Consider the following 15522-nt stretch of genomic DNA (forward strand, 5'->3'; position numbering starts at 1 on the left):
CTATTCACCTACAAATCTTTTTAATTTTTTCCTAGCTCTTGATATTCTTGTGTAAATATAGTCTTCAGTACAGTCTAATTCTAAGGCTATTTCCTTTATAGAAAAGCCCTCGTAATATCTTTTCATTAGTATAAGCCTATCTTTTTCATCTATATTTTCTAAAAGCAAATTAATCATTTCTATATTTTCAAATTTTTCAAAATTATTTTCTTCAGATGGAATTATATTTGGAATATATTCCACTGAATTATTAACTTTGTAGTTTTTACGTTTTATATCTAAGGCCTTGTATTTAGTAATAGATATTAACCAGTTCCTAAAGCACCCCTTTTCTTCATTGAAACAATCAATGTTAAACCAAATAGTAGTAAATACATCATTATAACATTCATCAACAAATTCCTTTTCGCAAGGGGTGTTTAGTATCTTAGATGAAATATAAATAACTAATTTGCCATAGATATTCATCAATTTACAAAGGCTAGTTTTATCTTTATTTTTAATACCTTCAACCAAAGAGTAATCATTTGACTCCAAAGAATCTCCTCCTTATTTATTTCTCTATATAATATTCGTTTACTATGCTGCTTTTCTGTCAATTAATTTAAATATAATTAGATATTTTTTAATAGTAGGAGGATAGTATTTATTTTAGAGGGAGATGAAAATTTATGTTATGTATGTTTTGTGGTAGTGACTGTAAAACTAATAAAGAATATAAAGAAGTTATGAAAGGAAGGCAATTGCATCAACATATTGATTTACTATTCTATCTCAACTTGTTTTATAAATAACTCATCTTTTATTTCATTCATGTTTGAAAAATCAAAATCTAATAGGGTAGTAGTATTATTTTCTATATTTTCAATCAAATAATAACATCTTATAAATATATTATATATATACATAAGATGTTATTAAACAAATGCCTTTTTAAATTTGTTAGAAAATAAACCAATAAAAGAAGTATCTATAAAGTTTTGAAATAATTGGAGCTTTATAAAATGAATATAATAGTAATTGAATTCAAATACTAAGGCTGAATAAAAAACAAGAGAAAAGGAGCTTTAGTATGAAAAACAAATTTAGAAAAATTATAGCTTTAGTTATGACCGTATTAGTATTTAACATTTTGGAAGTAAATTGCTATGCATATATGCGAGGAGATAATCAGTCAAAGGATATAGTTGAAATTGTTAGTGGTGACAGTAGATTTAAAACATTAACAAGTGCTGTAAAAGCTGCAGGTTTAGTGGAAACTCTTAAAGGAAAAGGGCCATTTACTGTATTTGCACCAACAGACGAAGCATTTGCAAAAATCCCAAATGAAACACTTACTGAACTTTTAAAACCAGAAAATAAAGATGCTTTATCAAAAATATTAACTTATCATGTTACACCAGGAAAACTTACTGCAGCAGATGTAGTAAAATTGAATGGAAAAGAAATAAAGATGGTTAATGGTGATAAAGCAAAAATAGAAGTCAAAAATAATGAAGTATATATTAATGGAGCAAAGATTATAGTTACTGATATTATGGCCAAAAATGGAGTAATACATGTAATAGATGCAGTAATTATGAAGTAAATTAATTGTAATTTTATAAATTAAAGATTAAGAGATTATTTTAAATTAATTAAATAGGGTTTTGTTTATTTTTAGTGAATAAATGAACATATATAGGTTTAATAAACTTATATATGTTCATTTTGTTTTTATGGCTAATTATATTAAGTTGTAATAAAATATAATTCCAAAGAAGTTTAAATAAATTAATATATGGTTTATAATATAGCATAGCAGTATTATAGATGGGAGTTTTATTTAGAAATGAGAGAATTAAAGAGTGTTGAAGAGAAAATTTTAGATAGAGCATTATATTTAATAGGAAAAAATAAAACTATGGATGTGCCTGTTCGTGCAATTGCAAAAGAAGCAAATGTAAATGTAAGTGCCATAAATTATTATTTTAGGACAAAGGAAGAAATGTTAAAACAGGTTAAACAGTTTTATCTAATTAATACTCAAACAGTTTCATCAATACTAAACAGCCATGAATACGAAGATGAAGAAAGATTGATTTTAGCTTCTAATGAAATAATGGAATATATGCTAAGATTTCCAGGAGTAACTGTAATTTTAAGAGAAGCTATAAAATGTCATGAAAATGATGAAATATCAAAACTTATTGTAAATGAAAATGATGAGATGTATAAAAAAATTGAGGAAATATTATATAATATTACTGTAAATAATAAAATGACTTTAAAGCATAAAATGGCTATATTTATGGCATCAATTACTCATATTATTGAGAATGCTGACATTATTGGATTTGCTGAAGAGATGGTAAATACAAAGGAAAAAAGAATAGAATTTATAAAAAATATAATAAAAGTTTTAAAGACTACTTAAAAGGTAGTCTTTTTTATTTTCTAGAAATAATCTGAATATTACAAAATTAAAACAAAATGTATTAAACATATTGCTTTAAATTGTTAAATATTCTATAATGTTTTTGTAGATAATCTCTAAATAATTATTCTGTAAACAGTTAAATATTATTTAGAGAAAAAAATTTATAAAATACTGTTAAAATAATAACTTAATAAAGACTGATATATTATTAATGTAGCTTCGAAGTATGAAAAATGGTAACAGTAATATAAATTAATATATAGGGGGAAACTTAAATGGCATATAACAAGTTATTTAGTACAATAAAAATTAAAGGATTAGAACTAAAAAATAGAATAATGTTCCCAGCAATGGGAACCAAAATGGCAACAGAGGACAAGTTTGTAACAGATCAAATTATTGATTATCATGTAGCAAGAGTAGTAGGTGGCTGTGGGCTTAACTTTACAGAGGTATGCTCAGTATATGCACCTGCATCTCCTAAAAAGTTTTTATCTATAGCTGAAGATAAGTATATACAAGGATTAAAAAAATTAACAGATGCAATTCATGAAGCAGGTGGTAAGGCTGGAGTTCAGCTTTGGCTTGGTGGACTTGCTGTTGCTAGTGATCCAGAGGCAATGATTATTATTCCAAGTGATATTCCAGTGCAAGGAACAGATTATATAATGCCTGGAGCAAGTCTTGAAACTATAAAAGAAGCAGTTAAATCCTTTGGAGAAGCAGCAAGACGTGCTGTTGAGGCTGGATTTGATACAATAGAATTTCATGCAGGACACAATTATGTTCCTCATTCATTTTTAAGCCCTTTCTTTAATAAAAGAGAAGATGAGTATGGTGGATCCCTTGAAAACCGTGCAAGATTTTCAATTGAAGCTATAAAAGCTATTAGAGAAAACATACCAGAAAATATGCCTTTATTTATGCGTGTGGTTGCTCAAGACGACTATTTAGAAGGCGGACTTACTATAGAAGACATTATAGAATTTTGTAAAATGGCTAAAGAAGCAGGAGTTGATGTAGTAGATGTATCTCGTGGTAATTTCTCAAGTGCAGCAATAAAATTTGAGGTTCCTCCAGTTGATTTACAAAGAGGGTTTAATGTAGAAAATGCTGCAAGAATAAGAAAGGAAACAGGACTTATAACTGTTGCAGTAGGAAGAATAAATGATGCAGCTCTTGCAGAGGAAATTTTAGAAAATGACAAAGCTGATATGGTTGTAATAGGAAGATCTCAACTTTCAGATCCAGAATTCTGTAATAAATCTAAGGATGGGAAAGAGGACAGTATAATTAAGTGTGTTGGCTGTAACCAAGGTTGTTATGATGGTTTTGTTTCTACTGAAATGCCATTTATAACTTGTCTTAGAAACCCCGCTTTAGGAAGAGAAGCTGAATATAAAATAGTTAAAACTGATACACCAAAGAAAGTATTAATAGCTGGTGGTGGAATTGCTGGGCTTGAAGCAGCTATAATATTAAAGAAAAGAGGACATAACCCTATAATTTGTGAAGCATCTGATTCTCTTGGAGGTCAATTTGCATTAGCTGGAGCAGCTCCAAGAAAAGAAGAAATGAAAGAAGCAGCACTATCTAGGGGACAACAAGCAATAAATGAAGGTGTTGAAATTAAACTTAATACACCTGTTACAACAGAATTAATAGGAGAAATAAATCCAGATGAAGTTATAATAGCTGTAGGTTCAGCTCCAATGAATTTAAATATTCCAGGAGCAAATCTTCCTAATGTGACAAATTCACATGATATACTTTCTGGTAAAGCAACAGCTTCAGGAAAGGTAGTAGTAATAGGTGGAGGATTAGTAGGACTTGAAGTTGCAGAATATTTAAATGGAAAAGCTGAAAGTATTACAGTTGTTGAAATGCTTGATGAAGTTGCAAAAGATTTAGGACAATTACGTAAGATTTGCGTAATGGAGAGTTTATACACTGAAGGTGTAAATACTGTAACTAATGCAAAATGTATTGAAATAGAAAATAATTCAGTTGTTATAGAGAAGGATAATAATATTGAAAAACTACCATCTGACTCAGTGATAGTTGCTATAGGAGCAAAATCAAGAAACTTTGATAATATAAGCAAGTATTGTGAAGAAAATGGAATTCCATGTCATGCTGTTGGTGATGCCGTTCGTGCACGTAGAGCACTTAATGCTGTAGCAGAAGCAAGTGAAGTTGCTAGAGTAATTTAATATTAATATAAAAAACTAATATGGAGCTATTTAATAGCCTATATTAGTTTTTTTCATAAGAGAGCTATATTATACTAAAAATTGATTAATTTGTTGTGAAAATTTACTTATGCTAAAATAAAGGTAAATAAAAATAAGTGCCAGTAGGAGAAAACTTATGAAGGAGTATATTCATAATAAATTAATAGCACTAACAGATGAAGAAAATAAAATTTTAAATGGTGAGCATGAAGTTAATAAAAGTTTATATACTGACAATGGTCAATTTATAATAGACAGTAATAAGTTGTTAGGAAAAGAAGAACTTATAGATATAAGAAAACATACGAGGTTTATAGATTTTCCAAAGCATAAGCATAACTATATTGAATTTAACTATGTTTATCAAGGAAGCTTAACAGAGATAATTGATGATAAGAAAATAATACTTAAAAGGGGAGAGTTAATTTTCTTAAATCAATATATTACTCATGAAATTGAAGCTTCTAAAGAAGAAGATATAATAATAAATTTTATAATAAAGCCTGAATTCTTCGATTATATATTAGGATTATTAGAAAATGATAATATAATAAGCAGATTCTTAATAACAACCTTATATACTAATTATGAAGAAGGAGAATATTTATATTTTAAAGTTGCAGATAACAAAGAGATACAAAACTTAGTAGAGAAAATAATAACGGAACTGTACACTCCTTCTATAATGAGTAAAGCTACAATTAAACTTTTAGTAGGGTTATTAATAGTAGAACTCGTAAAAAATTCACAAGATGTAGAGACGTATTCTGTGGATAATTATGAAAAGATGTTAATAATTCAATGCTTAAAATATATAGATGAGTTTTACAGAGAAGGGAATCTTTTTGAGCTATCTAAAGAACTTAAGCAACCACATTATAAGTTAAGCAAATTAATTAAAAGGCATACTAAGATGACTTTTAAAGAACTACTGCAAGAAAAAAGACTTAGCAAAGCTGTAGAGCTTTTAAAGTTTACAGAATATCCTATAGTTGAAGTTATAGATTTAATTGGATATGAAAATCTTACTTATTTCTATAAGATATTTAAAACAAAGTATAAAGTTACTCCTAAAGAATATAGAGAAAAAAAGTAGAAGACTATTAGAAATTTCTAATAGTCTTCTACTTTTTTTCTCTATTTTTCAAGTGGGTATATGTAAGTTAGCGTTGACTTTGCATAGAAGAGATGTAATAAGAAAATTTATATATATTCACTCTTTATTTTGCAAATAAGGATAATAAATTAAACAAATAGAGTTATTAAATATAATCTTTATAAATAATATAATCAAGATGTGTAAATGATTTCTTGATAGGGGGAATAGGTTATGGAATATCATCTAGCCATTGATATTGGTGCTTCTAGTGGAAGACATATATTAGGATTTATAGAAGATGGTAAGCTTAAATTAGAAGAAATTTATAGATTTAGTAATGGAATAAAAAAGGTTAATAATGAATATTGCTGGGATTTAAAAAACTTATTTTTAGAAATAAAAAATGGAATAAAAAAATGTAAGGAAATAGGCAAAATCCCCAAAAGTATAGGGATAGATACTTGGGCAGTAGACTTTGTGTTATTAGATGAAAATGAAGATATATTAGGAAATACAGTAGCTTATAGAGATGATAGAACAGAAGGGATAATGGAAGAAGTTTTTAAGATAATACCTAAAGATATGCTATATCTTTATACAGGAATTCAGTTTCAAAGATTTAATACAATATATCAGCTTATGGCAATTAAAAAGAAAAATCCAGAAAATCTTAAAAAAGCTAAAACTTTTTTAATGATACCTGATTATTTTAACTTCCTTTTAACAGGAAAGAAAGTTAATGAATATACAAATGCAACTTCAACTCAATTAGTAAATTCCTTTGATAAAACATGGGATGATAATATATTAAATTCCTTAGAAATAAATAAAGAGATGTTCCAAGAAATAAAGCTTCCTAAAACTAATCTTGGAAACTTAAGAAGTGAATTAGTAGAAGAATTTGGTTTTAATATGGAGGTAATATTACCTGCAACTCATGATACAGGTTCTGCTTTTATATCCTCAGTATGTAATGATGAGGATAGTGTTTATCTAAGCTCTGGAACATGGTCTCTTATGGGAGTTGAAAATAGATTTCCAATTTGTGTTCCACAGTCAATGAATTACAACTTTACTAATGAAGGTGGAATTGATTATAAGTTTAGGTTTTTAAAAAATATAATGGGACTTTGGATTATACAAGAAGTAAAAAGGGTGTACAAAGATAAATATTCCTTCCAAGAATTAGTTATAAAGGCTAAGGAAGTTGAGTGCTTTAAATCAATTATAGATGTAAATCAGGATAGATTTTTAAATCCTGAAAATATGATTACAGAAATACAAGATTATTGCAAAGAAACTAATCAAGATATACCTAAAACTCCTGGTGAAGTGGCTTATTGTGTATTTAACAGTTTAGGTATTAGTTATAGAGAATCTATTAAAGAACTTGAAGAAATATTTGAAAAGAAATATGAAAGAATTAATGTCTTTGGTGGTGGATGTCAAAATGAACTTCTTAATCAATTAATTGCAGATAGAACTAATAAAGAAGTTTTAGCAGGTCCAGTTGAGGCAACAGCAATAGGAAATATAATTGTTCAGCTGCTTAGTTTTAATAAAATAGAAGACTTAAGAGAAGCTAGAAAACTTATAGCAGAATCTTTTGAAATAAAAAAATATACGGCCATAAAATGTATAAATTAGGAGGACATTATGAATATAAAAGAAAGATATTTAGAAGCAAAAAAAGATTATGAGAAATTTGGAATTAATGTAGATAAAGTATTAGAAGATCTTAAAAAGGTTAAGATTTCAATCCACTGCTGGCAAGGAGATGACGTAACTGGATTTGAGGTTTCACAAAGTGAACTTTCAGGAGGGATTGCAGCTACAGGAAATTACCCAGGAAAAGCTAGAAATGCAGAAGAATTAAGAAAAGATCTAGACAAGGCATTATCTTTAATTCCAGGTAAACATAAAGTTAACTTACATGCAATATATGCAGAAACAAATGGTGAAGTTATAGAAAGAGATGAAATAAAGCCAGAGCATTTTGAAAATTGGGTAAATTGGGCTAAAGAAAAAGAACTAGGATTAGATTTTAATCCAACTATATTTTCACATCCAAAAGCTTGTGATGGCTTAACTTTATCTCATCCTAATAAGGACATAAGAGATTTTTGGATAAGACATTCAATAGCTTCAAGGAAAATAGGAGAATATTTTGGAAAAGAACTTGGCCAAACTTGTGTAACAAATCTTTGGATACCAGATGGATATAAAGATATTCCAAGTGATAGATTAGGACCAAGAGCAAGACTTAAAGATTCTTTAGAACAAATTTATGCAGTCGATATAGATAAAAAATATAATTTAGATTGTGTAGAATCTAAGGTATTTGGAATAGGTGTAGAAAGCTATACAGTAGGATCAAGCGAATTTTATATAAACTTTGCAGCTAGAAATAACATATTGTCTTTAATGGATACAGGACATTATCATCCAACAGAAGTAGTTTCGGACAAGCTATCAGCCATGCTTTTATTCAATGAAAAATTAGCACTTCATGTAAGTAGACCAGTTAGATGGGATAGTGACCATGTAGTAATTTTCGATGATGAGCTTAAAGAAATTGCAAAAGAAATAGTGAGAAATGATGCTTTAGATAGAGTTATAATAGGTCTTGATTTCTTTGATGCAAGCATAAATAGAATAGCAGCATGGACTATAGGTACAAGAAACATGATTAAAGCATTATTGTCAGCAATGCTTACACCTAATGAATTATTAAAGAAATATCAAGATCAAGGTAACTTTACAGAAAGATTAGCTTTAATGGAAGAATTGAAAACTTATCCAATGGGAGACATATGGAATTATTACTGTGAAAAGAATAATGTTCCAGTAGGGGAAGCTTGGATAAAAGAAGTTAAAGAATACGAAGAAATTGAGTTATCAAAAAGAAATTAATGGATTGCAAAGGTGGGAATAAGGAATGAAAATGAATGATATTAAATTTATCAAAAACTTTCAAAAAATGACTAACGATGCTTGGCTTAAGGGTTGGCATGAAAGAAACGGCGGAAATATTACTTATAGATTAACAAAAGAAGAAGTTAATGAAATTAAAGATCTGATAGATGAAGCTACAGAATATAAATCAATTGGAGTAAAGGTTGAAAACTTAGCTAATGAATATTTCTTAGTAACTGGAAGTGGAAAGTTTATAAGAAATGTAGGTATTAATTTAGAAGCTAATGTGGGGATAGTTAAAATAGATGAAACAGGAGAAAACTACAAAATTGTTTGGGGGCTTATAAATGGAGCTAGACCAACTAGTGAACTTCCATCACACCTTATGAGTCATTGTGTTAAATATGAGCAAACAAGTGGAAAGCATAGAGTTATAATGCATTCTCATGCAACTAATATAATAGCATTAACATTTGTATTACCGCTTGATGGAGTAGTATTTACAAGAGAATTATGGGAAATGGCTACAGAGTGCCCAGTAGTATTTCCAAGTGGAATAGGAGTTGTGCCATGGATGGTTCCAGGTGGAGCGCAAATTGCAGAAGCTACAAGTGAATTAATGAAAAAACATGACATAGTAATATGGGCTCATCACGGAGTATTTTGCTCAGGAGAAGACTTAGACTTAACATTTGGTCTTATGGATACTGTAGAAAAATCTGCTGAAATACTTGTAAAAGTTTTATCCATGGGTGGAAAGAGACAAACTATAAGTTCACAAAACTTTAGAGATTTAGCTAGAGATTTTAAGGTAAGTATTTCAGAAGAATATTTGAAATAATAAAATATTTGTAATTCAGTATGCAATGGTAATTACATCATATATATGTGTTTTAAAAGATTGTTGGTGGCTAAGCTATCAACAATCTTTTATATATAAATCAAAATGAATACTGAAAATAATATAGAAGACAAGTATAATATAATTAAGTAAATACAAGAGATATTAAAAGGAGAGTATTTTATGACTAAATTATATTTAACAAGACATGGAGAAACAGAATGGAATGAAAAAGGAATAATGCAGGGATGGGGAGATTCACCATTAACTGAATTAGGAAAAAATCAAGCAAGATGGCTTGGAGATAGAATGAAGGATTTACATATAGACGTTATATATGCCAGCCCAATAGGAAGAGCTTTTAATACTGCAAAAATAGTTAAAGGAGATAGAAATATTCCTTTGATTACTCACGATGGACTTAAAGAAATAAGGATTGGTGGATGGGAAGGCTTAAATCAAGAAGAAATGAAATCTTTAAGTGAAGAAAATTATTATAACTTTTGGAATGTACCATCTAAATATATACCAACAGGAAATGGAGAAAGTTTCTACGAAGTAAAAGAAAGAGCCTTTGAAGCAATAAATGAAATTTTAGAAAAAGAAAAGGGCAAAACTATTTTAATTGTAACTCATACAATTACACTAAAGTCCTACTTAACAGCATTAGAAAATAGAGATATAGATACTTTATGGGATCCACCATTTATAAAACAGACAAGCCTTACAGAAATAAACTTCAAAGAAGATGGATATGATATGCCTTTAGTTGCATGCATGAAACATCATGAATATGCAAAGAAGGAATTTAATGAATTTAAATAAAATATATAGGAAAGAATTAAAACTATATAAATAATCTTTAAATATAAATTATCCAATTTAGCATATATGATAACTAATCCTAATATAGAAAATCACTTTTTCATTCTTAATATTTAAATTATCTGATGATTGGAAGAATATATATGTTAAAATATAGTATATAGAAAATTGTTAAAAGATAAGGAATGATATTATGAAATTATTAAATGATTTAAAACTTAATAAAATCGATAAATTAATTTCATTAGCCGTGTTTGGAAGCTATGGCACTAAATACTGGAGAGAAGGCAATAGTGATATAGATATCTTAGTTTTAATGATAAAAAGATACGATATTATGGATGAAATTAATTTAGAGGAGATAATTTTGCCTATATTGAAGAAGTTCTTCAATTATGAAAATATACATTTAACATTCTTAAACATGAGCGACTATGATAATAGGTTAGCAAAGCAATATTTAGACAGTAAAAATAAATTAATTATAGATGAATTTAAGGAAATTGATTTTAGATTATATGTAAATAAATATTTAAGAGAAAATGAATGGCTCATAAGAAAAACAAGAGAAGATAGTAAGCTTTTGGAGGATATTAATGGTAGCAGACTATAATTGAGCTTGTTCCCTGTTCTCTGTTCCCTGATACCTGCTACCTGTTCCCTAAAAAAATGAAACCAACTGTGAGCTGTGCCTTGTGAACTGTGCACTAGAAATTTTGCTTCGCCAAATATTACTATTCTTTCATTTTCCTAAAAGCCAGCGGTGTTTTTCCATGAGTCTTTTTAAACATCTTTACAAAGTTTCCGCAATAATTATATCCAACCATTTTAGAAATTTCATCAATACTTAAATCTGTTGTGGATAATAAGTTTTCTGCAATATTCATTTTAATAGATGTAGTATATTGGCTAATTGACATATGATATTTTGATGAAAATCCTGCTTTTAATTTCTGCTCATTTAAAAATACCATCTTACTTAATGTATTTATTGTAGGGGGATTGCATGCCTCCTTTGTTAAGATTTCATGGGCTTTTTGTAGTGCATTTACATCAGAAGCTGTTAGTGAAACTCGTCTATTTTTTCCAATGATAATATCACCATAATCTAATTGATTTGTAAAAGTATTTTCAATCGAACATTGAATTTCTTGTGACATTAAAGCAATTGCTTCTAGAATCTTACTTTCTAAATATAATAAAGTTAATTTATTAGCTTGTACTAAGTTTCTTAATTGTTGAACAATAGTTGCTATTTCCAGAGGAAGATAGCGATAAGTATAATTAGTTATAAAGTTATTAAAACCAAGTGTATTAGGAAAGTTTTTATCTATAATATCATCAAAAAACTTTTTATAAATAGTTATTTCTGCTCCATGAAAGTGTTGTCCCTTTTTCCATACTTGAGATCCTTTTATATTTTTTTCCACAACAAAAAATGAAGATGGAGAAAAAGAAGAGATTGGGTTATTTTCTATCTTAAACTTTGTAACCCCAGTATATACAGTACCAAAACGCATTATTGGTTCTTTATGATTAAAAGATAAAGAAAATTCATTTGGTATAGTATAATCACCAACTCCAAAATCATAGTATCCTTCTCGACTATATTTAATAAAATACCCAAGATCGGGCCTATCATCATTCTTATATATAGTGTAGTTTCCCATAGAATGAGGTGAAAATGTCATATTACTCAAAACTTCTTTTTGAAACTCATAAGTTGATTTTGATATCATTTGTTTTTAATGTCCCCCTATTTTTAATTATAAAAATATCTTATTATATTAATAAAATTTTTCCCTTAGGAAATAATAAATTTTACAAAGCCAGTGTGCCCTGAATAAAAACTGTGCACTAAATAAACTTGTTTCCTATATAAAAATTATTATAGCAGAAAATCCATAATTTCAATATAAAAATTATTATATTGGATGATAAAATTATCAAATTAGATGCAGATATTGAATTGAGAATGAATATCACATACAATTACTAATGTAATAAACAAGTGAAAAGTATTATCAATAAAAAATTAATTAATACATAATAGTAAAAACTGTGCACAATGAGCTGAACAAAATTGTGAACTGTGCCCTGTGCCCTGTGAACTGAACTAAAACTGTGAACTGTGCCTTGTGCACAATGAACTGAACAAAAACTGTGAACTGTGCCCTGTGCACTGTGAACTAAACAAAAACTGTGAACTGTGCCCTGTGCACTGTGAACTAAATAATGGGAGGTATATATATGAAGAAGAATTTATTAAAAACAATAGTTGCATCATGTGTTACTGCAATAATGCTTGTAGGATGTGGTACAAATGGAACTACAACTGAAAATAAAGCATCAGATAAAACTGTAAAGGTAACAGATGTTAGAGGAGAAGTTGAGATTCCAGCAGAACCTCAAAGAATAGTGGATTTAAGTGGGAATAGTGATATTTTATCTATATTAGGATATAAGGTAATAGGAACAGCAAATAGTGATGCTTATGACTATACTAAGTTTCCTGCATATTTAGAAGAAACATTAAAGGGAGCAGAAATTTTAGGATATAGCATGCAAGATACTATGGATGTAGAAGCAGTTATGAACTTAAACCCAGATTTAATAGTTATATCAACAGTTCAAGAAAAAATGTATGATCAATTAAATGAAATTGCTCCAACAGTTATGATTAAATTAGAAGCATTAAACTGGAAAGAAGATGTTAAGGCATTTGCAAAAGTATTTAATAAGGAAGAAGCAGCAAATAAGTGGATTTCAAATTATGAATCAAAAGCAAAAGAAGCTGGAGATAAAGTTAAAAAAGAATATGGTGAATCTACAACTTATCTTTCATTCTTAGCAAGTGGTGGACAATTCTTTATATTTGATGGAGCAGGATTTGGAAATGTTTTATATGAAGATATGGGCCTTGCTAAACCAGAAGGAATGCCAGAACAAAGTGATATTAGTCTTCCAGTAGTTACATATGAAGGATTAGCATCAATTAAATCAGATTATATATTCTTAATAGCAACAGATGAAGATTTAGCACAACTTGAAAGCAACGCTATATGGAACAGCTTACCAGCAGTTAAAGAAGGAAAAGTAGTTAAACTACAATCATCACCATATTTTAATCAAGGATACAGCTCAATAGGTAGGGAATTATTAATAGATGAAATAGGTGAAATGTTAAATGGAACAAAGTAAGAAGTGTACGATAATTTTTACAATTTGTAGTATGTTACTTCTAACAATAGGACTGCTTCTAGCTGTAAGGCTAGGGGCTGTCCATATTGGCTTTTCAGAGATTTGGGACAGTATCTTTAATTACAGTGAAACACTTGAGCTTATGTTAATTAGGGATGTTCGTATTCCAAGAGCTTTATCTGTATTATTTACAGGGGGAATTTTAGGAGTAACAGGAGCAATGATTCAAGGTGTTACAAGAAATCCAATAGCTGAACCTTCAATTCTGGGAGTCAGCCAAGGAGCAACACTAGTTATAGCAATATTTTATGCAGCAGGAATATCAGTAAATATTAAAAATGTTATGATAGCATCTTTAATAGGAGCACTTATAACAGGATTAATAGTTTTAGGATTTATATCTAAAAAAGCAAATAATAATTCCATTGCAAAGATACTTTTAGCAGGAACAGCTATGAGTACATTTTTCATTTCTTTAACAACTATAATAGGACTTTTATCAAATCAATCTCAAATGATAGGATTTTGGGTATCTGGTGGTTTTAGAAATGCAAGTTGGGCAGATTTTAGGTTAGTGTTTTGGGTAGGAATTATAGGACTTATTATAGGAATTTTATTATCACCTAAAATCAATATTCTAAGCCTTGGAGATGATGTTGCAATTGGACTTGGGCAGAATCCAGAAAAAATAAGATTTACAACACTTATGGTTATTATACCAATGTGTGCAGCAGCAGTAGCAGTTGGAAAAAATATAGCTTTTGTTGGACTTATTGTTCCACAAATAGTTAGAAAAATATTAGGTGAAGATTATAGAAGAAATATACCATGTTCATTTTTATTAGGAGCAACACTTTTAACATTTGCAGATGTTGCAGCAAGAATGTTATTAGATCCATATGAAACTCCAATTGGAGTATTTACAGCTTTAATAGGAATACCATTTTTTATAGCTGTGGCTAGAAAGGAGAGAGGATAATGAAAAAGAAAAGATTTAGAATAGTTTTAATTATTTTATTAATCTTATTAATAGCCTCCTTCTTAGTTACACTATGCTGGGGTACCTATAAAATATCTCCACTAGAAGTTATCAATGTTTTAGCTGGAAAAGGGACAAAACTTCAAAATACAGCAATTTTAAATATAAGACTTCCAAGAATGTTAGTTGGAATATTTGTAGCAGTTGCATTATCTACAGCAGGTTCAATACTTCAAACCATAACTAAAAATGATTTAGCAGAAACAGGAATTATAGGTATAAATGCAGGAGCAGCAGTTGCAGCAGTTTTATTCATTACATATAAAACAGCAAATTATTATAGTGAGCTTGGTTCTTTATCTATTTTTGTTCTTCCCTTTATGGCTATAATTGGAGCAGCAGTTTCTTCATTTATAATGTATATGTTATCTAGCAAAAATGGAATAAAGCCAAAAAGATTACTTTTAATTGGTATAGGTATGAATTCAGCTCTTAATGCATTTATAGTATTTAGTACATTTAGAGGGGGAGTTGGAGATTACAACAGAGTTTTAGTTTGGACATCAGGAAGCCTTTGGGGATCAGGGTGGAGTTATGCTAAAGTAATTATACCAATAATAACTTTAATGTTCATATTAGTATTGTTAAACCATAAGAAATTAGATATTTTAAATCTCTCAGATGAGCTTTCAATATCTTTAGGATTAAATATAGAAAAAGAAAGAAAAAAGTTTTTAAGCTATGTAGTTATATTAGCAGGAACTGCAACAGCTTTTGCAGGAAACATTGGCTTTCTAGGACTTGTATCTCCTCATATTGCAAGAAAACTAGTTGGACCTTATCATAAGCACTTTGTTTCAATATCAGCAATAATAAGTGTTATAATAATTCTTCTTGCAGACTCAGTTTCAAGAAATTTATTTTCTCCAATTGAAATTCCAGTTGGAATTACTGTATCAATATTTGGAGTACCATATTTTATTTATTTAATGATGAAGGAGAAATAAT

At 28.7% G+C, this 15522-nt stretch carries 14 protein-coding genes; 12 read left to right on the forward strand and 2 right to left on the reverse strand.

Features of this window, described 5'->3' with window-relative positions; translation table 11 throughout:
• The gene (locus ABDZ60_RS05115; protein ID WP_343776583.1) at window positions 1–537 is read right to left on the reverse strand and encodes a sigma-70 family RNA polymerase sigma factor; all 537 of its coding nucleotides are present in this window, start codon (window positions 535–537) and stop codon (window positions 1–3) included.
• Between the two features lie 535 nt (window positions 538–1072).
• Between ABDZ60_RS05115 and ABDZ60_RS05120 the strand changes: the two genes are divergently transcribed.
• From ABDZ60_RS05120 to ABDZ60_RS05160, 9 genes are all read left to right on the forward strand, one after another.
• Complete coding sequence (locus ABDZ60_RS05120; RefSeq protein ID WP_343776585.1) at window positions 1073–1588, forward strand: fasciclin domain-containing protein; 516 nt, start codon at window positions 1073–1075, stop codon at window positions 1586–1588.
• A 243-nt stretch (window positions 1589–1831) separates the two neighbouring features.
• Complete coding sequence (locus ABDZ60_RS05125) at window positions 1832–2416, forward strand: TetR/AcrR family transcriptional regulator (protein ID WP_343776587.1); 585 nt, start codon at window positions 1832–1834, stop codon at window positions 2414–2416.
• A gap of 278 nt (window positions 2417–2694) precedes the next feature.
• On the forward strand, window positions 2695–4632 hold the full coding sequence (gene baiCD, locus ABDZ60_RS05130) for a bile acid Fe-S flavoenzyme BaiCD (RefSeq protein ID WP_343776588.1): 1938 nt from the start codon (window positions 2695–2697) through the stop codon (window positions 4630–4632).
• A 157-nt stretch (window positions 4633–4789) separates the two neighbouring features.
• On the forward strand, window positions 4790–5749 hold the full coding sequence (locus tag ABDZ60_RS05135) for an AraC family transcriptional regulator (RefSeq protein ID WP_343776589.1): 960 nt from the start codon (window positions 4790–4792) through the stop codon (window positions 5747–5749).
• 234 nt (window positions 5750–5983) lie between these two features.
• Entirely contained in the window at window positions 5984–7399 is a 1416-nt protein-coding gene (gene rhaB / locus ABDZ60_RS05140; RefSeq protein WP_343776591.1) for a rhamnulokinase, read from the forward strand.
• 9 nt (window positions 7400–7408) lie between these two features.
• Complete coding sequence (gene rhaA / locus ABDZ60_RS05145) at window positions 7409–8665, forward strand: L-rhamnose isomerase (protein ID WP_343776593.1); 1257 nt, start codon at window positions 7409–7411, stop codon at window positions 8663–8665.
• 25 nt (window positions 8666–8690) lie between these two features.
• Window positions 8691–9509 carry a rhamnulose-1-phosphate aldolase gene (gene rhaD, locus ABDZ60_RS05150; protein WP_343776595.1) on the forward strand — a complete coding sequence of 273 codons (819 nt, stop codon included), beginning with the start codon at window positions 8691–8693 and terminating at the stop codon, window positions 9507–9509.
• A 183-nt stretch (window positions 9510–9692) separates the two neighbouring features.
• Complete coding sequence (locus ABDZ60_RS05155; protein ID WP_343776597.1) at window positions 9693–10334, forward strand: histidine phosphatase family protein; 642 nt, start codon at window positions 9693–9695, stop codon at window positions 10332–10334.
• Window positions 10335–10527: 193 nt separating this feature from the next.
• A complete protein-coding gene (locus ABDZ60_RS05160; protein ID WP_343776598.1) occupies window positions 10528–10947 on the forward strand; it encodes a nucleotidyltransferase domain-containing protein in 420 nt (139 codons plus the stop codon).
• Between the two features lie 121 nt (window positions 10948–11068).
• Here the strand turns inward: ABDZ60_RS05160 and ABDZ60_RS05165 are convergent, their stop codons facing one another.
• Window positions 11069–12073, reverse strand: a complete 1005-nt coding sequence (locus ABDZ60_RS05165) for a helix-turn-helix domain-containing protein (protein WP_343776599.1) — start codon at window positions 12071–12073, stop codon at window positions 11069–11071.
• A gap of 511 nt (window positions 12074–12584) precedes the next feature.
• Here ABDZ60_RS05165 and ABDZ60_RS05170 point away from each other — a divergent pair.
• Genes ABDZ60_RS05170 through ABDZ60_RS05180 form a run of 3 tightly spaced genes read left to right on the forward strand, consistent with a single transcriptional unit; the run spans window position 12585 to window position 15521 of the window.
• The gene (locus ABDZ60_RS05170) at window positions 12585–13535 is read left to right on the forward strand and encodes an iron-hydroxamate ABC transporter substrate-binding protein (protein WP_047001972.1); all 951 of its coding nucleotides are present in this window, start codon (window positions 12585–12587) and stop codon (window positions 13533–13535) included.
• On the forward strand, window positions 13522–14514 hold the full coding sequence (locus ABDZ60_RS05175) for a FecCD family ABC transporter permease (RefSeq protein ID WP_343776602.1): 993 nt from the start codon (window positions 13522–13524) through the stop codon (window positions 14512–14514). The genes ABDZ60_RS05170 and ABDZ60_RS05175 overlap by 14 nt, the downstream gene beginning before the upstream one ends.
• A complete protein-coding gene (locus ABDZ60_RS05180; RefSeq protein WP_343776604.1) occupies window positions 14514–15521 on the forward strand; it encodes a FecCD family ABC transporter permease in 1008 nt (335 codons plus the stop codon). Before ABDZ60_RS05175 ends, ABDZ60_RS05180 begins: the two co-directional genes overlap by 1 nt.
• The last annotated feature ends 1 nt before the right edge of the window (window position 15522 follow it).

The organism is Clostridium sartagoforme (assembly GCF_039521405.1).
GTDB classification, from domain to species: Bacteria; Bacillota; Clostridia; order Clostridiales; family Clostridiaceae; genus Clostridium; species Clostridium sartagoforme.

Bases quoted from the DNA above. Each gene is read 5' to 3' on its own strand.
- ABDZ60_RS05165 (WP_343776599.1), bottom strand. From the start codon at position 12,073: ATGATATCAAAATCAACTTATGAGTTTCAAAAAGAAGTTTTGAGTAAT.
- rhaD (WP_343776595.1), top strand. From the start codon at position 8,691: ATGAAAATGAATGATATTAAATTTATCAAAAACTTTCAAAAAATGACT.
- ABDZ60_RS05175 (WP_343776602.1), top strand. From the start codon at position 13,522: ATGGAACAAAGTAAGAAGTGTACGATAATTTTTACAATTTGTAGTATG.
- ABDZ60_RS05125 (WP_343776587.1), top strand. From the start codon at position 1,832: ATGAGAGAATTAAAGAGTGTTGAAGAGAAAATTTTAGATAGAGCATTA.
- ABDZ60_RS05170 (WP_047001972.1), top strand. From the start codon at position 12,585: ATGAAGAAGAATTTATTAAAAACAATAGTTGCATCATGTGTTACTGCA.
- ABDZ60_RS05120 (WP_343776585.1), top strand. From the start codon at position 1,073: ATGAAAAACAAATTTAGAAAAATTATAGCTTTAGTTATGACCGTATTA.
- ABDZ60_RS05160 (WP_343776598.1), top strand. From the start codon at position 10,528: ATGAAATTATTAAATGATTTAAAACTTAATAAAATCGATAAATTAATT.
- ABDZ60_RS05155 (WP_343776597.1), top strand. From the start codon at position 9,693: ATGACTAAATTATATTTAACAAGACATGGAGAAACAGAATGGAATGAA.
- rhaB (WP_343776591.1), top strand. From the start codon at position 5,984: ATGGAATATCATCTAGCCATTGATATTGGTGCTTCTAGTGGAAGACAT.
- ABDZ60_RS05180 (WP_343776604.1), top strand. From the start codon at position 14,514: ATGAAAAAGAAAAGATTTAGAATAGTTTTAATTATTTTATTAATCTTA.
- ABDZ60_RS05135 (WP_343776589.1), top strand. From the start codon at position 4,790: ATGAAGGAGTATATTCATAATAAATTAATAGCACTAACAGATGAAGAA.
- baiCD (WP_343776588.1), top strand. From the start codon at position 2,695: ATGGCATATAACAAGTTATTTAGTACAATAAAAATTAAAGGATTAGAA.
- rhaA (WP_343776593.1), top strand. From the start codon at position 7,409: ATGAATATAAAAGAAAGATATTTAGAAGCAAAAAAAGATTATGAGAAA.